The sequence below is a fragment of the Catenulispora sp. MAP12-49 genome (assembly GCF_041262705.1).
Classification (GTDB): Bacteria; Actinomycetota; Actinomycetes; order Streptomycetales; family Catenulisporaceae; genus Catenulispora.
In genome coordinates this window covers 64475-90512 of the sequence record NZ_JBGCCP010000013.1, presented here as the reverse complement: position 1 = coordinate 90512, position 26038 = coordinate 64475, and the positions used below count along the sequence as shown (strand labels likewise).

The 26038-nt window shown below is 70.2% G+C and carries 22 protein-coding genes; 18 read left to right on the top strand and 4 right to left on the bottom strand.

What is annotated here, in order from left to right; genetic code table 11:
- Window positions 1-55: 55 nt before the first annotated feature.
- The 5 genes from ABIA35_RS23430 to ABIA35_RS23410 all read left to right on the top strand — a co-directional run bounded on the left by ABIA35_RS23430 (window position 56) and on the right by ABIA35_RS23410 (window position 5075).
- On the top strand, window positions 56-736 hold the full coding sequence (locus ABIA35_RS23430) for a TetR/AcrR family transcriptional regulator (protein WP_370359321.1): 681 nt from the start codon (window positions 56-58) through the stop codon (window positions 734-736).
- A gap of 142 nt (window positions 737-878) precedes the next feature.
- A complete protein-coding gene (locus ABIA35_RS23425) occupies window positions 879-1829 on the top strand; it encodes an aminoglycoside phosphotransferase family protein (RefSeq protein ID WP_370359320.1) in 951 nt (316 codons plus the stop codon).
- A 109-nt stretch (window positions 1830-1938) separates the two neighbouring features.
- On the top strand, window positions 1939-3375 hold the full coding sequence (locus tag ABIA35_RS23420) for a serine hydrolase domain-containing protein (protein WP_370359319.1): 1437 nt from the start codon (window positions 1939-1941) through the stop codon (window positions 3373-3375).
- A gap of 114 nt (window positions 3376-3489) precedes the next feature.
- Window positions 3490-4008 carry a SigE family RNA polymerase sigma factor gene (locus ABIA35_RS23415; protein WP_370359318.1) on the top strand — a complete coding sequence of 173 codons (519 nt, stop codon included), beginning with the start codon at window positions 3490-3492 and terminating at the stop codon, window positions 4006-4008.
- On the top strand, window positions 4005-5075 hold the full coding sequence (locus ABIA35_RS23410; protein WP_370359317.1) for a hypothetical protein: 1071 nt from the start codon (window positions 4005-4007) through the stop codon (window positions 5073-5075). The genes ABIA35_RS23415 and ABIA35_RS23410 overlap by 4 nt, the downstream gene beginning before the upstream one ends.
- Window positions 5076-5150: 75 nt before the next feature.
- Here ABIA35_RS23410 and ABIA35_RS23405 read toward each other — a convergent pair whose 3' ends face one another.
- Together ABIA35_RS23405 and ABIA35_RS23400 are read right to left on the bottom strand one after the other, a co-directional pair.
- Window positions 5151-6974 (bottom strand): cellulase family glycosylhydrolase, encoded by a 1824-nt coding sequence (locus tag ABIA35_RS23405; RefSeq protein ID WP_370359316.1) that lies wholly within the window; start codon window positions 6972-6974, stop codon window positions 5151-5153.
- 122 nt (window positions 6975-7096) lie between these two features.
- Window positions 7097-8401, bottom strand: a complete 1305-nt coding sequence (locus ABIA35_RS23400; RefSeq protein WP_370359315.1) for a PHB depolymerase family esterase — start codon at window positions 8399-8401, stop codon at window positions 7097-7099.
- Window positions 8402-8681: 280 nt separating this feature from the next.
- Here ABIA35_RS23400 and ABIA35_RS23395 point away from each other — a divergent pair, with 280 nt between their 5' ends.
- The 12 genes from ABIA35_RS23395 to ABIA35_RS23340 all read left to right on the top strand — a co-directional run bounded on the left by ABIA35_RS23395 (window position 8682) and on the right by ABIA35_RS23340 (window position 22650).
- Window positions 8682-9323 (top strand): GntR family transcriptional regulator, encoded by a 642-nt coding sequence (locus ABIA35_RS23395; RefSeq protein WP_370359416.1) that lies wholly within the window; start codon window positions 8682-8684, stop codon window positions 9321-9323.
- A 44-nt stretch (window positions 9324-9367) separates the two neighbouring features.
- Window positions 9368-10312, top strand: a complete 945-nt coding sequence (locus ABIA35_RS23390) for a dihydrodipicolinate synthase family protein (RefSeq protein WP_370345962.1) — start codon at window positions 9368-9370, stop codon at window positions 10310-10312.
- Complete coding sequence (gene araD / locus ABIA35_RS23385; RefSeq protein ID WP_370359314.1) at window positions 10303-12153, top strand: L-arabinonate dehydratase; 1851 nt, start codon at window positions 10303-10305, stop codon at window positions 12151-12153. The genes ABIA35_RS23390 and araD overlap by 10 nt, the downstream gene beginning before the upstream one ends.
- An 84-nt stretch (window positions 12154-12237) precedes the next feature.
- Window positions 12238-13470: an ABC transporter substrate-binding protein gene (locus ABIA35_RS23380; protein WP_370359313.1), complete on the top strand. Its 1233-nt coding sequence runs from the start codon at window positions 12238-12240 to the stop codon at window positions 13468-13470.
- Window positions 13467-14624, top strand: coding sequence for an ABC transporter ATP-binding protein (locus ABIA35_RS23375; protein ID WP_370359312.1), 1158 nt, complete (start codon window positions 13467-13469; stop codon window positions 14622-14624). Before ABIA35_RS23380 ends, ABIA35_RS23375 begins: the two co-directional genes overlap by 4 nt.
- Window positions 14621-15535: an ABC transporter permease gene (locus tag ABIA35_RS23370; protein ID WP_370345954.1), complete on the top strand. Its 915-nt coding sequence runs from the start codon at window positions 14621-14623 to the stop codon at window positions 15533-15535. Before ABIA35_RS23375 ends, ABIA35_RS23370 begins: the two co-directional genes overlap by 4 nt.
- Complete coding sequence (locus ABIA35_RS23365; RefSeq protein WP_370359311.1) at window positions 15532-16461, top strand: ABC transporter permease; 930 nt, start codon at window positions 15532-15534, stop codon at window positions 16459-16461. The genes ABIA35_RS23370 and ABIA35_RS23365 overlap by 4 nt, the downstream gene beginning before the upstream one ends.
- An 18-nt stretch (window positions 16462-16479) precedes the next feature.
- A complete protein-coding gene (locus ABIA35_RS23360; RefSeq protein WP_370359310.1) occupies window positions 16480-17898 on the top strand; it encodes a glycoside hydrolase family 28 protein in 1419 nt (472 codons plus the stop codon).
- Window positions 17895-18725: an NAD-dependent epimerase/dehydratase family protein gene (locus ABIA35_RS23355; RefSeq protein WP_370359309.1), complete on the top strand. Its 831-nt coding sequence runs from the start codon at window positions 17895-17897 to the stop codon at window positions 18723-18725. The genes ABIA35_RS23360 and ABIA35_RS23355 overlap by 4 nt, the downstream gene beginning before the upstream one ends.
- Before the next feature lie 4 nt (window positions 18726-18729).
- Window positions 18730-20214 carry a glycoside hydrolase family 28 protein gene (locus ABIA35_RS23350; protein WP_370359308.1) on the top strand — a complete coding sequence of 495 codons (1485 nt, stop codon included), beginning with the start codon at window positions 18730-18732 and terminating at the stop codon, window positions 20212-20214.
- A gap of 77 nt (window positions 20215-20291) precedes the next feature.
- Entirely contained in the window at window positions 20292-22196 is a 1905-nt protein-coding gene (locus ABIA35_RS23345; protein ID WP_370359307.1) for a heparinase II/III family protein, read from the top strand.
- Between the two features lie 19 nt (window positions 22197-22215).
- Window positions 22216-22650, top strand: a complete 435-nt coding sequence (locus tag ABIA35_RS23340; protein WP_370359306.1) for an ester cyclase — start codon at window positions 22216-22218, stop codon at window positions 22648-22650.
- Here ABIA35_RS23340 and ABIA35_RS23335 read toward each other — a convergent pair.
- On the bottom strand, window positions 22647-24668 hold the full coding sequence (locus ABIA35_RS23335) for a hypothetical protein (RefSeq protein ID WP_370359305.1): 2022 nt from the start codon (window positions 24666-24668) through the stop codon (window positions 22647-22649). The two genes, ABIA35_RS23340 and ABIA35_RS23335, sit on opposite strands and share 4 nt — an antisense overlap.
- A 285-nt stretch (window positions 24669-24953) precedes the next feature.
- On the opposite strand from ABIA35_RS23335, the gene ABIA35_RS23330 reads away from it, so the two are divergent.
- Window positions 24954-25280, top strand: coding sequence for a hypothetical protein (locus ABIA35_RS23330; RefSeq protein ID WP_370359304.1), 327 nt, complete (start codon window positions 24954-24956; stop codon window positions 25278-25280).
- Between the two features lie 57 nt (window positions 25281-25337).
- On the opposite strand, the gene ABIA35_RS23325 is transcribed toward ABIA35_RS23330, so the two are convergent.
- Entirely contained in the window at window positions 25338-25997 is a 660-nt protein-coding gene (locus ABIA35_RS23325) for a GntR family transcriptional regulator (protein WP_370359303.1), read from the bottom strand.
- Window positions 25998-26038: the final 41 nt, after the last annotated feature.

The window sequence follows — 26038 nt, the reverse complement described above, 5'->3', positions numbered from 1 at the left end:
TGTCTAGACGTTATGTCTAGACGCCATGTCCACGGCGCTCGCTACCATGACGGCCATGGCACAGGAGGCGAATCCGGCACGTCGGACGGCAGCGGCCCGAACAGGACACGACGACCGGGAGGTTCGCGAGGCCATCCTCGCCGCGACCCGCCGCCTGCTGGACGAACGCCGCTTCGACGAGCTCAGCGTGGCCGACATCCTCACCGCCGCGGGCGTGGCGCGGGGCAGCTTCTACTTCTACTTCGCCGGCAAGCACCAGGTCCTCGCCGAACTGACCCGGCGCGCCGTCTCCCGCGGCCAGACCGCCGCCGAACCCTGGCTGGCCGTCACCGACGACCCCCGCGAGACCATCCGCCACGGCATCAGCGAAGGCGCGAAGCTGTGGCGCGCCGAGGCACCGGTGCTGCGGGCGGTGGTCGAGAACTGGCGGAGCGATGAGGAGCTCGGCGAGCTGTGGCTGAGCCTCATGGGCGCCTTCACCGGCGCGACCGCCGAACGGATCGCGGTGGATCAGGGCGCTGACGCTGGCGCCGATGCCAGTGCAAGCACCGATGCCGGCGCCAATACCAACACCGGCGCCAACACCGAGCACCTGGCCGCCGCCCTGACGTGGCTCGGCGAGCGCCTGTACTATCTCGCGGCGATCGGGGTCGAGCCGTTCGACGACGAGGATGCCCTGGTAGACGTCCTCACGCACATCTGGATGAGCGTTCTGCACCCGCCCGGCCACCGCTAGCTACGCGGCGTCGCTAGGATCACACCCATCGGGTTGGGGAACGCGCCGTCGGTGCCCTGGTTTCGGAGGGCGACACAGAGCCGAGCTAGACCCAAGCCGAAATCTTGTTGCGGCGGACCATTTCGCCCGTCAGGATCGCGCCATGACAACCCCCGCACCCGACGGACGCGCCGGCATCGACGCCGCCCTGGTCAAGCGGCTGATCGCGGCGCAGTTCCCGCAGTGGGCGCACCTGCCGGTCATCCCGGTGGAGGTCGACGGCTGGGACAACCGTACCTACCGGCTCGGCGCCGCCATGACCGTGCGCCTGCCGACCGCCGCGGGGTACGTCGCCGGCGTCGCCAAGGAGAACGAGTGGCTGCCGCGGCTCGCCCCGCAGCTGCCGCTGCCGATCCCGGAGGTGCTGGGGGTCGGGGAGCCGGGGGAGGGCTACCCGCATCCGTGGTCCGTCCGGGGCTGGCTGCCCGGTGCCACGCTCGCCATGCGGGAGCTGGCCGATCCGGAGCGCTTCGCCACCGATCTGGCCGCCTTCCTGCACGCGCTTCAGGCCGCTGACACCGCCGGCGCCCCGCTCGCCGGGGAACACAGCTTCTACCGGGGCACGTCCCCGGCCCACTACGACGCCGAGACCCGCGCCTGCCTGGCCGATCTCGAAGGCCGCATCGACACCCGCCGCGCCACCGAGGTCTGGGACGCCGCGCTGAAAGCCGAGTGGGGCGGCGCGCCGGTCTGGTTCCACGGCGACATCGCCACCGGCAACCTGCTCGTCGACGGCGGACGGCTGGCCGCCGTCATCGACTTCGGCACCAGCGGTGTCGGCGACCCGGCGTGCGACCTGGCCATCACCTGGGTGACGTTCACCGGCCCGGTCCGCGAGACCTTCCGCTCCGCCGTCGCGCAGGACGCGGCCACCTGGGCCCGAGGCCGCGGCTGGGCACTGTGGAAGGCGATGCTCCAGCTCAGCGGCCGGTCGCACACCGACCCCGCGCTGGCCCCGGAGTTCGAACGGGTCATCACCGACATCCTCGACGACCACGACCACGACCACGACCACGACCACGACCGCGACCGCGAGCACGACCGCCACGGCTGAGCCGCTTGCGCACATTTTCCGGATTCCGGTAGGGAAGGTCCAGGACTGGACGCGCACAGTCCGGCCGCACGCATTCCCAGAGACCGTAGAACGGTAGACCGGAGTCCCGATGACCGCCCTGCCCCGCTCCGCCCCGTCATCGCAGGCCACTGACGCCCACGGCATCGTCGCCTTCCTCGACGCCCTCGACGCCCTCGAAGCCGTCGATGGCGTGGCCGGCATCGAGCCGCACAGCGTCATGCTGCTGCGCCACGGCCACGTCATCGCAGAGGCCTGGTGGTCGCCGTACAGCGCGCGAGGGCTGCACCAGCTCTACTCGCTGAGCAAGAGCTTCACCTCCACCGCCGCCGGACTGGCCTGGGCGGACAAGCTCCTGGACCTCGACGCCCCGGTCCTGTCCTACTTCCCGGAACTCGACGCCGAGGTCACCGATCCGCGCAGCCGGTCGATCCTGGTCCGGCACATCGCCTCCATGTCCGCCGGGCACACCACCGAGCAGTGGAACCGGGCCCTGGACATCGACCACGACGAGCCCGTCCGCGGCTTCCTGCTCGACCCGCCGGACGGCACCCCCGGCGTCACCTTCGCCTACAGCCAAACCACCACCCACGTGCTCGGTGCGATCGTCCAACGCGTCACCGGATCCACCCTGCTGGACTACCTGCGTCCCCGCCTCCTCGAACCGCTGGGCATCGACGGGATCGATGAGATGTTCTGGCTCCAGCACCCGCCCGGCCGCGACATCGGCTTCGCCGGACTGCACGCCACCACCGAAACCGTCGCACGCCTCGGCCAGCTGTACCTCCAAGGCGGCGCGTGGGAAGGGCGGCAACTACTGGCGCCGGAATGGGTCGCCGAAGCCACCCGGACCCAGGTCGACAGCAGCAACTGGGGCGGCCCGGAATCGGATTGGGCCCAGGGCTACGGCTTCCAGTTCTGGATGTCCCGCCACGGCTACCGCGGCGACGGCGCCTACGGACAGCTCTGCGTCGTCCTGCCCGAACAGGACGCCGTCCTGGCCATGACCGGCGAGGCCGAGGACATGCAAGCCGTGCTCGACGCGGCGTGGACGCACCTGTTGCCCGCCTTCGACCGCGAGGGCTCGGAGGCGGCCGACGCAGCGCTCGCGCACCGCCTGACCGCATTGCAGCTGCCGTTCCCCGACGGCGACGAGGTCTCCGAATCAGAGTTCACCGCCGCCACCTCAGTGCTTCGCAAACTCGAGCGAATCAGCCTCACGCCACACACCCTGACCCTGCACGAACAGGACGGCACCACCACGACACTGCCGCTCCTCGCAGGCGCCTGGCCGCCCCCGACCGGCCACCTGACGGCCCGCGCCACCCGGACCGCCGAGGACACGGTCACCGTGCACCTGCAGTTCACCCAGACCCCGCACAAGCTCCTCATCACCTGCGACCTGCGCACCGGAACCTTCGACGCCCAGTGGCGCACGATGCCGCTCATGGCCCGCTCGATCAGCTCGCTGGCCGCCGTCGCCGATCCCGGGCGCCGCCAGGCCGAGTGGCCGGCACGCCGGAGCTGACGCGGGCGACTGACGTGGGCGGCTGACGCGGGCGATTCCCTTCTCGGACCATGCATTGATTCGGCGCGCGCCGGTGCTCTTAGGGGACGGAGGCACACCGCCGAGGGGGGATCGATGCGCGCGGACAAAGACGGCCACGACGCCGAGTTCCACGGGTTCATGGTCGGCCGCTGGCCGTCGCTGGTCCGGTTCGCCTACGGCCTGACCGGCGATCACGGCCACGCCGAGGATCTGGCACAGGCCGCGCTGGCCAAAGCGCTCGTGGCGTGGCCGCGCGTCCGCCGCGCCGATGATCCCGACGCCTACGTCCGCCGGATCCTGATCAACCTCAACCGCCGACGGTTCCGCAGACGCCGGGTGGAGGAACATCTCGGCGGCGAGGCGCCGGAGACGCCCGCCGGCGACAGCCCGGACACCGACCGGCTCGAAGAGCGGATGACCCTGATCCCGGCCCTGATGGACCTGCCGCCTGGCCAGCGCGCGGTGGTCATCCTGCGGTACTGGGACGGCCTGACCGAGACGCAGGCGGCCGCGATCCTGGGCTGCTCGGTCGGCAACGTGCGCAGCCAGGCCTCCCGCGCGCTGGCCCGCCTGCGTACCGACCCGCGGCTGCACGATTGGAGCGCCTCATGACAGACGATGAACTGGCCCTGCAGCGCTATCTCGACGAGGAACTGAACCGGCTCCAGCCGCGTCCGGTCCCCAGCGAAGCGGTCTACGGCCGCGCGAGGGCGATCCGTCACACGCGGCGGGTGTGGGCGGCCGGGACGGTGGCGGCTGCGGCGGTGTTGGGGACGGCACTTCCGGGTCTGGGCCTGATAGGGCCTCGGCACATCGCTCCCGCCGGCGGGACCACGGTCACAGTGAACGCGCCGCATGCCGACAAGAAGGGCGGATATGTGTTCTCCGGTAGCGCGGAGGGCAAGCGTTGGACCATCAAGGCCGCTCCCGGTGGCTGCCCTTCCGAGGGCCGTTACACCGTGGTGTGCAGCGGGCGTCCTGGGGACGATCCGGCTGACTTCGCCTCCGCGGGCTCGGCCGGATCGACGACGACGTATGAGGTGTTCTTCGGCTCCAAGACCACTCGGATCGACGTGGCTCTGAGCGACGGCGAACAGGTGTCGCTGCTGCCGGGTGTTGTGCAGGGGAACCTGGTGGCATTGCTGGTGGTGCCGCCGAAGCTCGGGATAACGCGCGTCGACGCCTACGCAGCGGACGGGAGCCCGATCGCGTACTCGATACCGTTCCAGGCAGACGGCATGGCCCACTTCGCCATGTGGTACCAGCCGGGCCAGGTGCCGACCCAGGCGGAGGCCTCCGGGACGATCACCGGCACCACCCAGTCGGGCAAGCCCGCATCTGTCGAGGTCAGGATCGGACCGTTCGGGATCTGCTACACCGTCGCGCCGCGTCCCGCGCCCGGCGCGATACCCACCACGAATTGCCAGTCGCTCACCGCGCTGGCCGATGACATACCTTCCCGTTTTCCCGACTGGGTGGCGGTCGGCGGGCGGGTCAACGAACGGGTCGCCTATGTGGACTTCATGCTGAGCACCGGCACGATCCGCGCACAGTCCGTGCGCATCGGCGGCTACGCGTTCGCGGTGGGCTTTGCCGACTTCGGCTTCCAGTCCCTCGGTGAGGTCGACTACGACGGCGCCGGCTACGTCGTCCCCGCGCAGATAGCGGCCAAGCCCTGAGCTTTCGCACGCGAAACTCCGCCGCCGCGCCGGGAAGGGCGCGGCGGCGGAGTGTATTCGTCAGGCCTCTGTCATTCAGCTCGCCGTACACACCGGCGTCGGCGCCGGATTGCTGCCGCTGTAGCTCGCCTGGAACCCGAACGACGTGTTCGCCCCCGGAGCCACGGCCGCGTCCGAGCTCACCGCCGTGAACGTCTCGCTCTGGCCGCTGTGCGCCTCGGTCGCGTTCCAGGCGTTGCTGACGGCCTGGCCGCCCGGCCACGTCCAGGTGACCTGCCAGCTGTGGGTGGCGGCGGTTCCGGTGTTGGTCACCGTGACGTTGGCGGTGAAGCCGTTGTTCCACTGGTTCGACACCGTGTAGGCGGCGGTGCAGCCGGCGTTGGTGCCGGTGCCCTGCGTCGTCGTGGTCACCGCGGCCGAGGCCGGTGAGAGGTTGCCGGCGGCGTCGAACGCCTTGACCGTGTACGTGTACGCGGTCGAGGGGCTCAGGCCGTTGTCGGTGAAGGTCGTGCCCGCGGTCGTTCCGGCCAGGGTGCTGCCCCGGTAGACGTCGTAGCCGCTGACGCCGACGTTGTCCGTCGAGGCGGTCCAGGACAGCGCGACCGAGGTGGACGTCGTCGATGTCGCCGCCAGGTTGGCCGGCGCCGTCGGCGGAGTGGTGTCCCCTCCGCCACCACCGCCGCCGGCCAGGCCCGGTGCCTTGATCGAGGCCAGATACCCGTCCTTGACGGTGTCGACGGTGGTCCAGTCGTCTTTCAGGATGCCGCCGGTGTCGCCGGAGTCGGGGTTCCAGGACCAGAACGTCCATTGGAAGGAGTCGGCGCCGTAGGTGCTCGTCGGCCGCAGATACGACACCAGCGTCTTGAGCCAGACCTGGTCGGTGGTGGAGGCCAGGGTGGTACCGAACTCGCCGACCCATACCGGTGCGATGTTCGAGTTGAACAGGTAGCCCCAGTTCTTGTCCCAGATCCCCGGCATGTTCGAGGGGAAGGAGGGGTCGGTGAACCAGGGCTGGCTGGCCACGCTGGTCGCGTAGTCGTGCGCCGAGTACACCAGCTGGTTCGGGACGTTCAGCTGCACCGGGTAGGTCCCGGCGCCTTGCAGGTTGCCGCCCCACCAGTAGGAGCTGCCGTTGTAGGTCTGCACGCCCTCGACGAAGATCAGCAGGTGCGGGTTCGCCGCCAGCACGGCGTTCCCGGCGCGCTCGGCGGCCAGCCGCCAGTCGATCGAGACGTCCCCGCAGCCCCAGCATGCCGGGTCGTGCGGCTCGTTGTGCAGGTCGATGCCGACCACCGCCGGGTTGCCCTGATAGCGGGTGGCCAGCGACGTCAGGTCGGTGATCCAGGTCGACTCCGGGACCGTGGAGGTGTACCAGAGCGCTGACTGCCCGCTGGAGTCGGGCCGGTGCCGGTCCAGGATCACCTTCAGGCCGATGGAGCCTGCGTAGTCCACGATCTTGTCCATCACCTGCAGCGAGGTCAGACCCTGCAGGTCGGTGTTCATCTGGTAGAAGTTGATGCTGTTGGGCATGGTGCCGGGCTTGAAGATGTCGTCGCTGTACGGCAGCCGGATCGTGTTGTAGCCCAGCGATTTCATCTGGTCCATCATCGACTTGTAGTCCCGGGACCACAGGCCGTGCGGGACGTAGTTGGCCGTCTCGAAGCCGAACCAGTTGACGCCGGCGATGCGGACCGGCTGGTTGTTCGAGTCCAGGATGTCGCGGCCGCTGGTGTGCCAGTAGCCGGCGCCGGCGGCCGCGAAGGGCTTGGCGGCCGCCGAGGACGGTTTCGCGGCTGTCGCCGGCTGCGCGAGTGCCCCGGCGAGCATCATGATCAGAACCGAGAGCAGGGCTCCGGCCGCTCGCCGCGCGGACAGACATCGAAGGCTGGTTCGACGCATAGTGACTCCCGTATGCATGGTCTGCTTGTGCAGCCCACTACAGGGCACGTACATCCCCTCGGCAACCGACCAGCCCCCGGTGCGATGTCGCGCGCGGCGTGCGGCTGAAACTTTCGACCCGATCAGCTCGTCGTGCAGTTCAGCGTGGGGGAGGTGTTCGCCCCCGAATACGTGGCCTGGAAACCGAAACTCGTGCTGCCGCCGGCCGCCACCGAGCCGTTGTAGGTCGCGTTCGTGACGGTCACCGGCGAGCCGCTGCCGGCCGGCACGCCGTTCCAGACATTGGTGATCTGCTGGCTGCCGCCCCAACTCCAGCTCACCTTCCAGCCGTTGGTGGGCGCCGTCCCGGTGTTCGTGACCGTCACCGAGGCGGTGAAGCCGGTGGCCCACTGATTGGTCACCGCATAGGCCGCGGTGCATCCGCTACCGCCGCCGGTACCGCCACTGCCGCCACCGCTTCCGCCACCGGTACCGCCACCGCTTCCACCACCAGTGCTCTGATCCAGCCCGAAGAAGTAGATCGCATCAGCGGCCATGCCGGTCAGCGGCAGCACGTGGCCGGTGTTGGCGATGCTGTACGCGTCGACCTGAGCCGTCCCGGAGGCGTCGTCGTACGCGGTGTGCGTCCAGCCGGACTGTGGCGAGTCGGTCGTACTCGGGGTCTGCGAAACCCCCAGCACGTTGGTCCACTGCTTGATCTCCTCGCCGAAGTTCACATACGACAGCGTGGTGTCACTGGTCCCGTGCCACAGCTGCATCCGGGGACGCGGCCCGCTGTACCCCGGGTCGGCGGCGCGCACGAGATCGCCCCACTGCTGCGGCGTCTTCGTGATCTGCCCCTGCGCGCAGGCGGTGTTCCACAGAGAGCCGTCTGTCGTGGCGAAGCATCCGAACGGCACCCCCATGAACGCCGCGCCGGCCTTGAACACGTCCGGGTAGTCGCCGAGCATGACGTTCGTCGCCATGCCGCCGGACGAGGCGCCGGTGACGTACACCCGGCTCGCGTCCGCGGCGTTGTGCTGCTCGACGTACTGGACCATGGCGATCAGCCCGGCCGGGTCGCTGGATCCGTTGTGCGTCAACGCGGCCGGGGAGGACACGTCCCAGCAGTCGCCGCTGCGCGTCACCGACGGATAGATCACGATGAAGCCGTACCGGTCGGCCAGCGAGGCGAACTCGGTCCCGGAGTAGAACGCCGGGCCCGAACCGCCGCAGTAGTGCAGCGCCAGCAGGATCGGGGGATGGGCCTGGACGCTCGCCGGGACGTACTCGTACATCTGCAGGTTCGTGGGGTTGGCACCGAAGTTCGTGACCTGCACCAGCGATGCCGCCGACGCCTCGGGTGCGGCGTCCACGGCGGCCACGACCGCCGCGAGGGATGTGAGCATCGCCAGCACCGCGGCGACGATCCGTCTGCCGGATCTCATGGGACCTCCTGCGCACTGCGAAGTGCCGCCGAGTCGGTTCAGCGGCCTGCGCCTCACGCTAGGAACGGACGCGCCCGGGAGCCAAGCGATGCGGCGGGAACGGGACGTTCGCCCTGCCTGCTCGCATGCCAGATATGAAAGTTTCGCCGAACCTGGTCCGGACGTTCCGCAGAGCCTTGACGGGCCTGGCCGCCAGGCTTAGGCTCCCACAGCATCTCATATATGAGATCTGACGAACCTCTCTGGAGTCGCGATGCCCGATCTGGCTCTGTCATCCCCCATGGGATCCCCGCCCGGCGCGCTGCCGTCTCGCACCGAGGCGGTGCTGGCGGCTATCAAACACGCGATCCTGGCCGGCGAGCTCAAGCCCGGGCAGCCGCTGGTGGAGACCGAGCTGGCCGCCCACCTCGGGGTCTCCAAGACCCCGGTGCGCGAGGCGCTCAAGACGCTGGCCGGGACCGGACTGGTGACGATGAGTCCTTATAAAGGCGGCGCGGTACGGGAGATGGACCGTGCGCACGCGCGCTGCATATACGACATGCGGCTTCTGCTGGAGCCGGTGGCGGCCGGACGGACCGTCGCGGCCAGCGGCGACTGGTCGGCGGCACGGCGCGCGCTGGAGGCCGCCGACCGCTCGGCCGACGCCGCCGAGCGTTCCCTGGCCAACCGGGTGTTCCACCGCGAGATGTACCTCGGATGCGGAAATCCGTTGCTGGTACGGACTTTGGACGACCTGCGCGACCAGACCGCCCTGGTGTCCGCTGCGGCGTGGGCCCAGCGGCCGTCGTGGGAAAGGGAGGCCGCGGAGCACCGCGCGATCCTCGCGGCGGCCGAGCGCGGGAAGGCCGAAGAGGTCAGGAACCTGATGCGCAGCCACATCAGCTCCTTCGTGGCGCGCAACTTCGCCGAGGACGCCGCATGAACCACCTGAGCCGACCGGCCGAAGAAGAAACGGAGCGGATATCCATGACCACCGCATCGGAAGACGCTGCGCCGTCCCCGTTGGACAGCCTGCGGGCCCGGCTGGCGACGGTGGTGGCGATCCCGGCCACCCCCTTCGCCCCCGACGGCGGCGTCGACTGGCCCGGGCACGCCGCGCTGATCCGCCGCCTGGTCCAGGACGGCGTCCAGGCCGTGACGCCGAACGGCAACACCGGCGAGTTCTACACTCTCAGCGAGCCGGAGAAGCGGCGGGCGGTGGAATCGACGGTCGAGGCCGTCGACGGCCGGGCCGAGGTGGTGGCCGGCGTCGGCCTGGACATCGCCAGCGCGGTCGACGCCGCACGCCACGCCGCCGACGTGGGCGCCAGTGCCCTGATGATCCACCAGCCGGTGCACCCCTACCGCTCCGCCGAGGGCTGGATCGAGTACCACCGCGTCATCGCCGACGCGGTGCCCGGGCTCGGCGTCATCCTCTACATCCGCGACGAGCGCGTGGCCGGGGAGCACATAGCCACGCTGGCCCGGCACAGCCCGAACGTGATCGGGGTGAAGTACGCGGTCCCGGACCCGGTGCGCTTCGCCTCGGTGGCGCGCGACGCCGGTCTGGAGGCCTTCGCCTGGATCGCCGGGCTCGCCGAGCTGTCCGCGCCGGGCTACTGGGCCGTCGGCGCGACCGGTTTCACCTCCGGGCTGGTCAACGTCGCGCCCCGGCTGTCCGCGGCGATGCTGGACGCGTTGCGCGGCGGCGACTTCGCCAAGTCGATGCTGCTCTGGGAGACGGTCCGGGAGTTCGAGGAGCTGCGGGCCGCCGATGCCAGTGCGGACAACGTCAGCGTGGTGAAGGAGGCGCTGGCCCAGCTCGGCTTCATCGGCCGCGACGTGCGTCCGCCCTCGCGCGCGCTGCCGCAGCCGGTGCGGGACCGGATCGCCGCCGTGCTCGACCAGTGGCGGAGCGGAGGATGGCTGTGACCGGCGCTCCCGACCGAGCTACCCGACAAGCTGCCCACGGGACTACCCAAGAAGCTGCCCACAGGACTACCCACCGAGCTACACACGAAGCCGGAAACGCTGATGGCGCCCCGGTTCAGCTGCGCAGCGCGGCCTGGTTCGGCGAGGGCGCGACCGGCGGTCACCTGCGTGCCTTCAGCCACCGCTCCCGCATGCGCCAGCTCGGCTACCTGCCGGAGGAACACCTCGGCAAACCGGTCATCGCGATCCTGAACACCTGGTCGGACATCAACCCCTGCCACATGCACCTGCGCGAGCGGGCCGAGCAGGTCAAGCGCGGGGTGTGGCAGGCCGGCGGGTTCCCGCTGGAGTTCCCGGTGTCGACACTGTCCGAGACGTTCCAGAAGCCCACGCCGATGCTCTACCGCAACCTGCTGGCGATGGAGACCGAGGAGCTGCTGCGCTCCTACCCGGTGGACGGCGCGGTGCTGATGGGCGGCTGCGACAAGACCACGCCGGCGCTGCTGATGGGCGCCGCCAGCGCAGGGCTCCCGGCGCTGTTCGTCCCGGCCGGGCCCATGCTTCGCGGCCACCACCGGGGCAAGACGCTCGGCAGCGGCACCGACCTGTTCGGGTACTTCGACGAGTACCGGGCCGGGCGCGTGGGGGAGTGCGAGATGGCCGAGGTCGAGTGCGGCCTGGCCCGCTCGCCCGGGCACTGCATGACGATGGGCACGGCCTCGACCATGACCGCCTGCGCCGAGGCCCTGGGCATGTCTCTGCCCGGCGCGTCCTCGATCCCGGCCGTGGACTCCGCGCACCACCGGATGGCTGCTGCCTCCGGCATGCGCGCGGTCGCGATCGCGCTGGAAGGGCTCACTCCGGACCAGGTCATGACCCGCGAGGCGTTCGAGGACGCGGCGGCCACCGTGCTCACGCTCAGCGGCTCCACCAATGCCCTGATCCACCTGATCGCGATGGCCGGCCGGCTCGGCGTGGAACTGCGGCTGGACGACTTCGACGCGATCGGGGAGCGCGTCCCGGTGCTGGCCGACGTCCGGCCGGTCGGGCGGTTCCTGATGGAGGACTTCTACTACGCAGGCGGCCTGAAAGCCTTGCTCCGCCAGCTTTCCGAGGTCCCGGGGATCCTGCACCCGGACCGGCCGACGGTCGCCGGGACCTCCTTCGGCGCGTACTACGCTGATGGCCAGATCCACGACCCCGAGGTGATCCGCACGCCGGACAACCCGGTGGCCGAGCACGGCGGCGTCGCGGTCCTGCACGGCAACCTGGCCCCGGACGGCGCGGTGATCAAGCACCTGGCCGCCGAGCCGCGCCTGCTCACCCACTCCGGACCGGCGGTCGTCTTCGACTCCTACCCCGACCTGCTGGCCCGCATCGACGACCCGGATCTGGGCGTCACCGAGGACACGGTCCTGGTGCTGCGCGGCGCGGGCCCGCTCGGCGGCCCCGGCATGCCGGAGTACGGGATGCTGCCGATCCCGGCCTACCTGCTCAAGAAGGGCGTGAAGGACCTGGTCCGGATCTCCGACGCCCGGATGAGCGGCACCAGCTACGGGACCTGCGTCCTGCACGTCGCGCCGGAGTCGCACGCCGGCGGGCCGCTGGCGCTGGTGCGGACCGGCGATGTGATCACCCTGGACGTCCCGGCGCGCACGCTGCGCCTGGAGGTCGACGACGCCGAACTCGAACGACGCCGTGCGGCCTGGCAAGCCCCGGCGCCACGGTTCGAACGCGGATACGGATCCCTGTACGCCGAGCACATCACGCAGCCGAATCAGGGCTGTGACTTCGACTTCCTGGCCCGGCCCGGTGTGAACCCGGTGCCGGACCCGCACTGAGCACGTAGTTCCAGTCTCAGCATCAAGCCCCGCCGCACATCAGCGGCGTCGGCTCCGCACCGACACCAAGCGAAGGACACCCCTATGTCCGTGCGCAAAACAGCCATGTCCCGCCGCACCCTGCTCGGCTCGCTGGCCGCCGGCGCCGCCGCCGCTCCGGTTCTGTCCGCCTGCGGGGCACCGGGATCGTCGAGCTCTGCCAAGGCCGCGCCGCCGAGCACGCTGGCCACCGCGCCGTCCAAGCCGGTGGCGCTGACCATCCTGGACGTGGCCGGGAACCTGCAGCTGACCCAGCCGATCCTGGACGCGTTCAAGGCCCGGCACCCCGAGGTCGTCTCCGGCATCACCACCAGCACCGGCACCGCGCCGGAGCTGGCTCCGAAGGTGCAGGCGCAGCAGCAGGGCGGGAACGTGCAGATCGACCTGGTGCTCACCGGAACCGACGGCTTGGCCGCCGGGATCGAGAAGCAGCTCTGGTACGACCTCAAGCCCTACTACGACACCTTCTTCCCGAACCTGATGGCGAACTACCAGCCGGCCGCCGCCTCCATGGCCGCGCTCGCCCAGGACCAGGGCATCGAACTGGTGGTCACCCCCTCCGGGCCGCTGCTGGAGTACGACCCGGGCAAGGTCGCCACAGCCCCGACCACGCCGGACGCCCTGCTGGCCTGGGCCCAGGCGCACCCCGGCAGGTTCCAGTACGCCCAGCCCCGCAACTCCGGACCGGGCCGCACCTTTCTCATGGGTCTGCCATACCTGCTCGGCGACTCCGACCCGAGCGATCCGACCAACGGGTGGGCCAAGACCTGGGACTACCTGGCGCAGCTGGGCAAGTACGTCGAGAGCTACCCGACGAAGACCTCCGCGACGATGACCGGCATCGCGCAGGGCACCGTCTGGATCATCGCCTCCACCGCCGGCTGGTACATCAACCCGCGCGCCACCGGCACCGTCCCGGCCGGGGTGAAGGTCGCCAAGTTCGACAACCTGACCTGGGTCAGCGACGCGCAGTACGGCGTGATCCCCAAGGGCATCCCGGCCGACCACCTCACCGCGGTGCTGCGGCTGCTGGCCTTCGCCCTGACCCCGGATCAGCAGGCTGCGACGTACGACCAGGGCTACTTCTACCCGGGCCCGGCGGTCAAGGGCGTGACCCTGTCCCAGGCCCCGGCCGCCTCGCAGCAGGTCGTCCAGAAGTACGGCGACCCCGACTTCGACACCTGGACCTCCACCGGCCCGATCCGCAACTCGCTGCCCGCCGGGGCCCAGGTCACCGCGTTCGACCTGTGGGACAAGAAGATCGGCGCGGCGAAGTGACGACGACCGCCGCGACCTCCCCCTCCCCGCAGGCCTCGCCCCCGCGCCGGCCCGCCTCCCAACTCGGCCGGCTCACGCTGCGCGGCGTCAGCCGGGCCTACGGCGCCCACACCGCCCTGCACCCGCTGGACCTGGAGATCACCGGCGGGGAGTTCATCGCGCTGCTCGGGCCCTCCGGCTGCGGCAAGACCACGGCGCTGAACTGCCTGGCCGGCCTGCTGCCGCTGACCGCCGGCGAGATCGAGCTCGACGGCCGCCGCGTGGACACGCTGCCGCCGGAGAAGCGCGGCTTCGGCATGGTGTTCCAGAACTACGCGCTGTTCCCGCACCTGACCGTGCGCGCGAACGTCGCCTTCGGCCTGAAGATGCGCGGCGTGGCCAAGGCCGAGACCGAACGCCGCGTCGCCGACGTACTGAACCTGGTCCGCCTCACCGAGCACGCCGCCAAGCACCCGGCGCAGCTGTCCGGCGGCCAGCAGCAGCGCGTCGCGATCGCCCGCGCCATCGTGACCGAACCGGCCCTGGTGCTGATGGACGAGCCGCTCTCGAACCTGGACGCCGCCCTGCGCCTGGCCATGCGCGGCGAGATCCGCCGCATCCACCAGGACTTCGGCCTGACCACGGTGTACGTCACGCACGACCAGGAGGAGGCGCTGTCGCTGGCCGACCGGCTGGTGGTGCTGCACGACGGCCGGGTCAGCCAGATCGGCACGCCCGCCGAGCTCTACGAGCACCCCGCCGATCCGCACGTGGCGGCGTTCATGGGGTATCGCAATCTGCTGCCACTGCGGGCGAGCTCGGTTGAGGGCACGACGGCGCTGGCCGAGGGGGACGGGCTGCGGGTGGTGGGCACCAGGGCCGGCAACCCGGCTGGTACCCCGGTCGACGGCGCGTTGTCGGCCGGGCAGCAGGTTTTGGTCGCGATCCGGCCGGAGGACCTGCGGGTCGCCGCCGAGGGCGAGACCGCGATCGGCGAGGCGGTCGCGGAGATCGTCGAGTACCACGGCCGGGTGCTGCACGTGGAGGCGGCCACGGACCAAGGGCGGCGTCTGCACCTGAAGGCGCACCAGCCGGTACGCCCGGGCGACCGGCTCCACATCGCCGTGGATGCCGAGCGAGCTTTGGTCTTCCCGGCGGAGGCGGTTGCCTCATGACCGCCGCCACAACCACTACTCCACCCACTGCTCCACCGCGTCTGGCGCTGCGCCACCGCCTGGCTGAACGCGGCGTAGACCGTACCCTGCTGCTCGTCCTGCCGGGAGCACTCGCACTGATCGCGCTGTTCTGTTACCCGTTCCTGTACGGGTTGCAGCTCTCGTTCCAACCTACGGCCGGCGGGGTGTTCGGCGCGTACCGGAGCTTCTTCAGCGACCCCTTCTCACGCAAGTCGATCTGGGCCACGTTCTCCCTGGCGATCCCCGCCTCGGTCATCAACGTGGGCGTCTCGATCCCGATCTCGTACCGGATGCGCCGCGACTTCCGGGGCAAGCGCATCATGCTCGCGGTGCTGGTCGTGCCGATCACCCTCGGCACGGTCCTGACCGCCGAGGGCATCCTGGAGTTCTTCGGCCCGGCCGGCTGGTTCAACCGGACGCTGCACCTGTTGGGCCTGGCAGCCTCGCCGATGAAGCTGACCATGAACTACACCGGCGTCCTGCTCTCACTGATCATCAGCGGCTTCCCCTTCGCCTACCTGCTGACCCACTCCTACCTCTCGGGCATCCACCCGAGCCTGGAGAAGGCCGCCGCCACCCTCGGCGCCGGTTGGTGGCAGCGCTTCCGGTACGTGACCCTGCCGCTGCTGTTGCCGGGGCTGCTGACCACGTTCAGCCTGACGTTCGTCATGGCCTTCGCGGTGTTCCCCTCGGCGTTGATGGTCGGCGATCCCGACGGCCGTACACACGTGATCTCCATCGAGGCCTACGAGGCCGCACTGGAACGCTTCGACTACGCCCAGGGCTGCGCCGACGCCATGATCATGACGGTCCTGATGCTGGCCGTGATCGGCGCGCTCGCAGCGGCCCGGTCGCGGATGTACCGGGGCGCGACGGGAGGCAAGGGATGAGTACTCCGACCGAATCGCTGCCCGACCCGGCTGGCCCGGCAGGCTTTGCCGAACCAGGTCCGGCCGGCTCAAGCCTGCCCGCTCCCGGGCTCGCCGCCGACCGCCCCCGCCACCTCGCCCTCCGCCCCGGCACCTGGCTCACCTGGGCCGTCCTCGCCTTCTTCCTCCTCAACCTGGCCGGCGTCATCGCCACCGTGCTCCTGAACTCCTTCGGCAGCCGCTGGTTCGACTCCTGGCTTCCCGGCGGTTGGACCAGCCACTGGTATACCGACGCCTGGAAGGAGTTCAGCCTCGGCCACGTCTTGGGCGTCACGCTCGAGGTGACTCTCCTGGTCGTCGCGATCTCGCTGGCTCTCGGCGTGCCCGCCGCCTATGCGCTGGCCCGGCGCGACTTCCCCGGCAAGAAGGCGCTGAACCTGCTGTTCATCCTGCCGATCCTCGTACCGCCGATCGCCTACGGCATCCCGCTGGCCACCATGCTCTACAAGGTGCACCTGGCCGGGACGCTGACCGGCGTCATCCTGGCCAACCTGGTGCCCTCGATCCCGTTCGTGGTGTTCACCATGACGCCGTTCATCGAACAGATCGACCCGCGGATCGAGGCCGCCGCGCGGGTGTGCGGGGCCCGGACGCACACCGTCCTCGGACGGATCCTCGGACCGCTGCTGCTGCCGGGCATGCTGGCCGCCGGGATCCTGGTGCTGGTACGTACTTTCGGCATGTTCGAGCTGACCTTCCTCACCTCCGGACCCAGCAGCCAGACGCTGGTGGTGACCCTGTTCTCGGCCGTGAACTCCGCCGGCATCCGCTCGACCCAGTCCATCGACGCCATGGCCGTGGTCTACACCGGCTCCATGGCGGTGCTGCTCCTGATCGCGCTGCGCTTCGTGAACCCGACCCAGCTGGTCGCGAGGTCCGCAGACTGACCACGAAAGAGGCCTGACATGCCCGAGCACACCAGCCGCCGGGAGCCCACAAACCGCCGGGAGCCCACCAGCCGACGTGACGTGCTGCGCCTGGCCGCCGTCGGCGGGACCGTCGCGCTCACCGGCGCGCTGAGCCCGGCGGCGCGCGCCGCCACGAGCCCGAAATGCGATACCGATCAAGCCGCTGACAAGGCGGCGGACCGCGCCGCTGACCGGATCGTGCGCTCCATCGAGCGACCCCGCATCCCGCGCCGGGACTTCCTCATCACCGACCACGGCGACAGCATCAACGCCGCCATCCGCGCGGCCTCGGCGAAGGGCGGCGGCCGCGTGGTCGTCCCGCCCGGGACCTGGACCACCGGCCCGATCCGCCTCGCCTCCCGCATCGACCTGCACCTCGCCGAAGGCGCCACCCTGCTGTTCGCCACCGACCCGAACGCCTACCTGCCCACGGTCTACAGCCGCTGGCAGGGCATCGAGCTGATGAACTACTCGCCGCTGATCTACGCCTACGGCGAACACGATGTCTGTGTTACCGGTAAAGGTGTGCTCGACGGCCAAGCGTCGACCGCCAACTGGTGGGCCTGGAAGAAGCAGGGCGACGCCGACTTCACCACCTTCGAGGCCAGCGTGAACGCCGGTCTCCCGGTCGCTCAGCGCGACGGCGCCAAGTACCACTTCCGCCCGACCTTCATCGAGCCCTACAAGTGCGAACGCGTCCTGGTCGAGGGCGTGACGCTGCGCAACTCGCCGTTCTGGCACCTGCACCCGACCCTGAGCCACGACGTGACGATCCGCGACGTCACCGTCGCCTCGACCGGCCCCAACACCGACGGCTGCGACCCCGAGTCCTGCGACGGCGTCCTGATCGACGGCATGTCCTTCGACGTCGGCGACGACTGCGTGGCGATCAAATCCGGCCGCGACGCCGACGGCCGCCGCGTCGACGTCCCCTGCCAGAACGTCGTCATCCAGAACAGCACCTTCGCCGCCGGCCACGGCGGCATCACCATCGGCAGCGAGATGACCGGCGGCGTCCGCGAGGTCTATGCCAGGGACCTGACGATGACCAGCACCGGCCTGCAAGCCGGGCACCGGTTGAAGACCAACTCGGTGCGAGGCGGGTTCATCGAGGGCAGCCACGTCTGGCGCGTGAACGTGAGCGCCATCGGCGGACCGTTGTTGCTCATCGACTTCAACTACGGCGAGGGCAACACCGGCACCTACCCGCCGACCGTCACCGACATCAACCTCAGCCACTGGACGGTCGCCGCCGCGACCCAGGGCTGGGACATCGCCGGCTACCCGACCGACCCGGTCGGCACCGTCCGGCTGCGGGACGTCACCGTCACCGGCCCGCTCACCGCCGCCAACGTCGCGACGAACATCAGTGACCTGCGACTGACCGACGTGGTGATCGACGGAGTCCCGCAGTGAGCTCGGTCCTGAGTCCGGTCCCGAGCCCGATCCCGAGCTCGGTCCTCGTGACCGGCGCGGCCGGCCGGATCGGCAGCCTTCTGCGCTCCGGCCTGCCGCCGCTGGGCTGGCGTCTGCGCTGCCTGGACCTGGTCGGACCGGTCGAGCCCGACGGGCTGCCCTGGACGATCGCGGATATCGCCGATGTGGCCGCCGCCGAGGCGCTTCAGGAAGCTATGACCGGCGTAGAGACCGTCGTGCACCTGGCGGGCATCCCCACCGAGGCCGCGTTCGCTGACCTGCTGCCGGCGAACATCGACGGGACCTACCAGGTGTTCGAAGCGGCGCGGCGGGCCGGGGTGGCGCGCGTCGTCTACGCGAGCAGCAACCACGCGGTCGGGTTCCACGCGACCGGTTCGCTGCTGACCACCGAGGTCAGAACGCGCCCGGATTCCCTGTACGGGGTTACGAAAGTCTTCGGCGAGGCGCTGGGTTCGTTCTACGCCGACCGGTACGGCATGGACGTCGCGGCCGTGCGGATCGGCAGCTGCTTCGACCGGCCGCCGGGGGAGCGGGGCCTGGCCACCTGGCTGAGCCCGGGCGACACGGTGCGGCTGATCGATGCGTTACTGCACGCGCCGTCCTTCGGCTTCCAGGTCCTGTACGGCATCTCGGCGAACACCCGCGCCTGGTGGGACCTGGCTCCGGCGCTCGCCCTGGGCTATCGGCCGCAGGACGACGCCGAGGTGTTCGCACAGGAAATCCTCGCCGAGCACGAGCCTTTGCCCGACGGCGATCCCGACCTCCGCTTCGTCGGCGGACGCATGACAGTCAACGGAAGGACCTGACCGCATGTCCCCACGAACCGCACGCCGGATCCGTGCCATCGGGATCTGGTGCCTGACCCCCAGCGTCGCCGTCGCGGCGGCGGCGACGTTCCTGCTCGACGCCCCGGCCTCGGCCGCGCCGGCCGGCAGGGCATCCGCCACGCTGGCCACCGGCGACAGCCGCAGTGTCTCCGAGCCGAGCGTTCCGAGCACCGTCTGCGCCACGGTGTCGGCACAGCTGACGATCTCCGGCCGCACCTTCTCCTCCTCCCAGGAATCGAACCCGCCGGACACCTCGCGGATCCAGCAGAAGCTGGATTCGTGCGCCGGCAGCAGCGGAACCGTCGCGGTGAAGCTGGTCACCTCCGGCTCGAACAGCGCCTTCCTCAGCGGCCCGCTGACCGTCCACGCCGGGGAGGTCCTGCTGATCGACAGCGGCGCGACCTTGTACGGCTCCCGCAATCCGGCGAACTATCAGGTCTCCGGCAAGCCGACCTGCGGCACCCTGGCCACCTCCGAGGGCGGATGCAAGCCGCTGATCCAGGTGTCCGGTGCGAACGCCGGTATCGAAGGCGTGCAGAACTCCTCCGGCCACCAGGGCACGATCGACGGCCGCGGCGACACCGGCATCCTGGGGTCCTCGACCACCTGGTGGCAGTTGGCCGACCAGGCGAAGTCGCAGAGCAAGGACCAGCAGAACCCACGCCTGATCGAGGCCGACTCCTCGAACGACTTCACGATGTACCACGTGAACCTGGTTGACTCGCCGAACTTCCACGTCGTCTACAAGGGAGGCAACGGGTTCACGGCCTGGGGCGTGCGGATCAAGACGCCGGCCGATGCCCGCAACACCGACGGCATCGACCCCTCCGGTGCCACGAACGTCACCATCGCGGACTCCTTCATCCAGGACGGCGACGACGGCATCGCGATCAAGGGCGGCAGCGCCGCGTCGAACATGACCATCCGGAACGACGCCTTCTGGGGCACGCACGGTATCTCGATCGGCAGCGAGACCAACGGCGGGGTGAAGAACGTCCTGTTCGCGAACGACACGCTCAACGGTGTGGACAGCTCCGGCATCACCAGCAGCAGCGACAACGGGATCCGGATCAAGAGCTCGGCGAGCAACGGCGGGGTGGTCACGCAGGTGACGTACTCGAACATCTGCCTGAGCGGGATGAAGGCGCCGATCGTGCTGGACACGCACTACAGCAGCGGGAGCGGGTCCTCGATCCCGTCGTTCACCGACATCGTCATCAACGGGGTTCTGGCCACGTCCTCCAGCTCCAGCGCGACGTCGGTGCTCAACGGGTACAACTCTTCGCACCCGCTGGGGGTGACGCTGGAGAACGTGCACCTGGATGTGTCGAAGAGCACTGCGGATTACGCGGCGGTGCAAACCTACAACAGTACCTTGACACCGACGGGTACCGGGGTCACGGTGACTGCGACATCGGGGAGCGGCAGCGTGCCGTCGTGCTCGTTCCCGAGCTACCCGGCACTGTGAGGACGTCGGCCGCGGCGAAAACCAGCTGATCCGTGACCGTCGAGGCGGGATGATGGCCGCCTACGACGAGGAGAAGCATGCCGAACAGCACACCGGCAGGCCTGTTGGCGGCGCCGTCGGACTCGTTGCCGGTGCCGCCGGCGAGCGATCGCGGTGTGTGGTCGGCGGAGCGTCTCGATCAGCCGACGCTGGCTGCCGTGCGCAAGCGGGCCGCGGCCGACGTGGTTCGGCCGTGGCCCGTCCCGCTGGCCAGCGCCTTCGCCCGGTTCCGCCGCGACGGCGACCGGACCGAGTACGAGAACGCGGTCTGGGCGCGTGACAAGCGGCTGAGCCGGGCGGCGGTGATGGCCGCGGTGACGCTCGAGCCGGGGTGGATCGACGCGGTCGTGGACGGGGTGAGCCTACTGTGCGAGCAGAGCACATGGTGCTGGCCGGCGCACGACGACGTGTTCGAGCGTGGCGGGATGGTGCCGGACATCGCGCGGCCCTACCTGGATCTCGGGGCCGGCGAGGTGGCCGCGCAGCTGGCGTGGATCGACCACCTGCTCGGCGCGCAGCTCGACGAGCGGGCACCGGGCCTGCGGGCGCGCGTGCGGCACGAGGTGGACGTCAGGGTACTGACGCCCTTCGTCGCCCGCCGCGACTGGCACTGGCTCGGCCTGCACGGCGACGCGCACAACTGGACCGCCTGGATCCACGGCAACCTCCTGGTCGCCGGCCTGGTCCTGATGCCCGAGGGCGAGGCCAGGGACCGGCTGGTCGGCATGGCGGCCGAAGGCGTGGACCGGTACGTGGCCGACATCCCGCCCGACGGCGCGATCGACGAGGGCGCCGGCTACTGGTGGCTCGGGGCGTGCCGGGCCCTGGAGGCGCTGGACGTCCTGGCCCACGCGAGCGGCGGAGCACTCGGCGGCGACCTGCCGAACTCACTGCGCGAGACGATCGCCTTCCCGCACCGCATGCACCTCGGCGGCGACTGGCACCTCAACTTCGCCGACGGGCAGGCGCGTACGACGGCCGTCCAGCCGTGGGACGCGCTGCACCGCGCGGCTCGCCGGGCCGGGGACGCGTCGGCGGCGGCCTATGCGGCGACCCATCGGCGGCCGGGGAAGCCGCTGGCTCGGGTGGATGGGGGCTTGGGGTGGTTTCTTCGGACTCTGACAGACGCCGATTGGGCCGCGGTAGGGGTGTCGGGGGCTGTGGGCGAGTCGGAGGTGGCAGGTGACTCCGAGGCGGTGTCGGCGCCGCTTCCCCGCGACGTCTGGCTGCCATCGACACAGGTCTTCCTGGCCCGCCGCGCCACCGGCTCCTCCCACGGCCTGACCCTCGCCCTCAAAGGCGGCCACAACGGCGAGAACCACAACCACAACGACGTCGGCACCGTCGTCGTGGCCCTCAACGGCATCCCGCTGATCGTCGACCCCGGCCGCCCGACGTATACCGCGCAGACCTTCGGCCCCGACCGCTACAGCATCTGGACCATGCAGAGCTCGTGGCACAGCGTCCCCGAGATCCGCGGCACCCCGCAGTCCGCCGGCGCCGAGTTCCAGGCCCGCGACGTTGACACGTTCGCCGAGGACGCCGCCGCCGGGATCGCGCTCGACCTCGCCGCAGCCTACCCGCGGACCGACATCATCAGCTGGCGCCGCGAAGCCCGCCTCGACCGCGCCACCGGCCAGGTCACGGTCGACGAAGCGTGGGAACTCGATGCGGCCGACGACCCGGAGCCGACGCGCGTGCACCTCATCGTCGCCGGAGCGGTGGACCTGAGCGAAGACCAGGTAGTGATCACCGCGCTCGAAGGAGCCGGAAAGGCCCGCCTGCGCTGGGATCCGGCGACGGTGCCGCTCACCGCGACCGTGCGGGAACTGGACGATCCATACCTCACCGACATCTGGGGCGACCGCCTGACCCGGCTGGAGCTCGACGTCACCGGGCTCGGGCCGGTCGGCCGGCTCAGGTGGAGCTTGGCTGCGTGCTGACGTCGGGTAGCGTCTTGCAATGGACGCTCCCGCGAATGTCATCCGCAACCTCGATGAGGCTGCTTCGCAGAACACTGAAATAGTGCTGCGCTACTTGCGCGTCTTCGAGACCCGCCAGGTCGGCGAGTTCGAGCAGATCGTGGCCGAGGACGTGCGAGTACACGGCGCCGGAACCCACGTCCAGGGTCGCGAATATCCTGCGGGCTCGGTGCTCTCGCCCGGTCTGTCGGACTGTCGTGTGCGCATCGATGACCTCTTCGCGGCAGACGACCGCGTGACTGTCGCGGCCACGCTCACCTATCGCCACGACCGATCCGGTCGCGATGTGACGATGTCGGTGTGCAAGACGTACCGGCTCGCGAAAGGGGTGATCGTCGAGTTCTGGGGTGAGACGGATCTGTATGGTCTCCTGCGCCAACTCGGCCATGTTCCGCACGAGGTTCCCGAGTTCTAACGCCCGCCACGATCCGCGGTGCCGGCGTCGAATTCCGCGATGAGCTCTTCGTCGGAAGCCTCAGGCCGGGCCTGCAACAGATCGAGGAGCTCGAGCCAGCGGTCGGTGCGGCCGTCGAGGCGGGTGTGGATCAGGTCCTCCAGCGGTCGGTCCAGCTGCCGATCGAGGCTTTCGTCCGTGCGTGACGGCGAGGTCGGGACTTCGTCGGCTTCGGCCGAGCGGAGAGGGTGTTCGCGGACCGCCTCGATCAGCGGCACGGTGTCGCCGGTGGCCATGGTGGCGCGCACATAGGGTGCCATCGCCTCGAGGTTTCCGGTGGTCTCCAGCTCCAGCGCCCATACGGCCTCCAAGCCGACGACGTCGGCCAGCAGCGTGTAGGCGGCGATCCGGCCGCCGCCGTCGAAATCGTTGATGGTCAAGCGCAGGACGTTGAGGATGAAGTCCGGATGGTCCGCCTTGGCGCTCAGCGCCAGAAGCGCCGCTCCGGGATCGTCGTGTGCGCGATCCGAGATCCAGTTCTTCAGGGGGAGTCCGCGCCGAGCTTTGGTGCACGCGATGTCGCGGACGTCGCGGCCGACCTCTTCGCGGTGCAGGACCGTGATGGCGATGTCTGTCTTCTCCGACCGTTCCAGCAGGCGGGACAGGACCGAATCGGGGGTGGCCTCGTTGGCCGCCAGTCGTTGGCGCTGTGGCACGGTGCCGCGGGTGAGGACGTGCTCGACCAGTACGCGGCGCAACGGGGTCCCAGCGGCCAGGTCAGCGATGGTGGCCTCCATGTTCTCGGTGAGCAGGGCGCGCCGGGTGATGTCGGGAGGCGCGATCGCGAGCAGGACGTTGGCGGCGTCGAGGTCGGTGTGCAGGCGGGAGCTGAAATGCTGCGAGATGCTCCGATCGCGGGCCGAATCCGGATCGGCGAGCAGTTCGGGCAGGGTGCCCTGGTAGTAGTTCACCCAGGTGATGGTTTGGGCCCAGCCCTTCGGGTCATCGGCGAACCGCTCAGCGGCGCGCTCGGCGATAAGGGCCCGTATATCGTTCGCGGCTCGTCGCATCCCCGGCCGCTCGGGGTCGTCGGACTCGCCGGCGGCCAGCGCGACTGTGAGCGCGGCCGGGCGGGTGTGCTCCAGGACGTCGGCGGCCGCCATGGTCCCGGTCCGCAGCGAGAACAACGCCGCATCGCGGATCCGTTTGAGTTGGTCGGCCGAGGGCGGCGACTGGTCGGCGCCGACGAACCTGCCGTATGTGTCCGCGGGCAGGGGTGTCGGCATGCGATTCCACGCGTAGTCGAACCTGTCATGCGGCACGTATTTGGCCGACGGCTTGGCGAAGCGCCGCAATCCCAGAACGGTGAAGTCCCGACCCCGGCCCGCCCACAGCGCGCGATGCCGTCTCGCCTCCTTCTTCAGGCCGTGGGCCGCCAGGGTCGCGATCACGGTCGCCGCCCGGCGTGCGTTGAGCCGGCCGGCGAACGGCAGCAGGGCCCGGACCAGGTCCGGATCGTCGGCGACGGCCAGCTGGGATATCAGTGGCTCGCCGGGCTTGCCGTCGGCTGCGGTCACGGCGTCCAGCAGCTTCTGCTTGATCCGCGGAGCGATGACGGCGTGGCCGTCGGGTCCCTTGCGCCTTCGCAGGATGATGTCGCGGGCCTCCCGTTCCCTGAACGTGAAGGACTCGTTCTCGAAGAACACCGCGTCGACTTCCTCGTCGAAGCGCGTCAGAAGACGTTCCATGGTGTATCTGTCCCGGTCGCCGTGGAGCAGCACTTGGCGGGCCAGCGCGACCAGCGCGCGGGAGGGCCCATGGACGAGGACGTACTCGCGCAGCGGAGCGCTGAGTCGGCCCCGTGAGGCCTCGACGACCGCGGCGAGCTCGGCTTCCGACAGCGCGGACGCGACGACCGGTATGTCGACCGGACGTGCCGAGTCGAGCAGGTACTGCAGCCGGCCGAGGGCTGCCGCACGCTCGGGGCTCACCTCCGGTGTCGACGCGGTCGGGGAGTTCGCCGGGGAGCTGGGAACCATCCGCACCACATGCCTTTCGCCCGGGCCCGAAAATCCAGGCTAGGGGATCGGTCGGCGGCGCGGCCCGGGTTGCCCGTAGCCGCCTGTGTCATGGTTGTTTATATGAACATCCAGATACCCCTTGCGCAGGAGAGGGAAATCGGAGATGGTCTATCCGCCGCTGCGGGAGGCACCGCGGGATCGTGGTCTCTCCACCGCAGCGGACCAACTTGCCCTGCTGAACAGCACGCTGGACATCACCAAGACCACGACCGGTGACACCGGCCTGCGCGCCCCCGCCCGGCCGTGCTCGAGCTCAGCTGCGAGGACGGCACGACGGCCACGCTGACCCTGGCCCCAGGCCAGACCTCCGGCGCCTTCCCCCGCCAGTACTTCACCGGCCCGACGACCTGCACCCTGACCGAGAAGCACCCCGACGCCGCCCCCGCCGCCGGGCCCGCCGACCCCTCCGCACAAGCGGCCCGCGCCGCACGTGCCGCCGCGTCTCCCGACGCTGCCGCGTACGGGTATGGACTTGTCGGCGGCGGCGGTCTCGATGCTGGTGCTCGGTGCAGGGCTGCTGTTCGGCGGGCGGCGGCGCTCGCGGGGTTCGTCGCCGAGGTAGAACCGTGAGCTGAAACCCTTACTGGCAAAGGAAACGTCTCAGCGGCGACCGCCATCACACCGCCATCACACCGGCAGCCCGAGCAGCGCCTCCCGCGTTCCCCGCAGGTGCTCCTCAGCAGCCTGCCGGAACTCCTCGGCGCTCCCGCTCGCGATGAGCTCGGCCAGACGGGCGTGCTGCGCGGCGATGCTGTGCCGGCGCTCGGCGGTGCGGCGCAGGGCGTGGCTGCCCATGCGCAGCTGCCGGTCGCGCAGGACGTCGTAGAAGTCGGCCAGCAGATCGTTGCCTCCCGCGCGCACGATCAGCTCGTGGAAGGTGCGGTCCTCGGCGACGGAGGCGGCGTGGTCGCCGGCGGCGGTCAGGTCCTGCTGGCGCCGCATCGAGGCGGCGAGTTCCGCGGCCAACGCGGCGCGGGTCCCGGCATCGGCGGCGATGACCTGCTCGGCGGCGAAGGACTCGATCAGCAGGCGCGCCTGGAGCACCTGCCGGATCTCGGCCACAGAGACCGGGACGACCAGCGCGCCGCGCTTGGGGTGCAGACGCAGCGCGCCCTCGCCTTGCAGCCGCAGGAACGCCTCGCGCACCGGCGTGCGGCTCAGGCCGGTCGCCGAGGCGGTCTCGCCCTCGCTGATCAGATCGCCCGCCGCGACGGCGCCGGTGAGGATCTGCTGCCGGGTGTAGGCGTACGCGCGGTCGGCTGCTGAGGCCTTGCCGGGGTCGGTCATCGCCGCCTCTCTCGTGCTGCCGGTTCGCGTGCTGACACGTT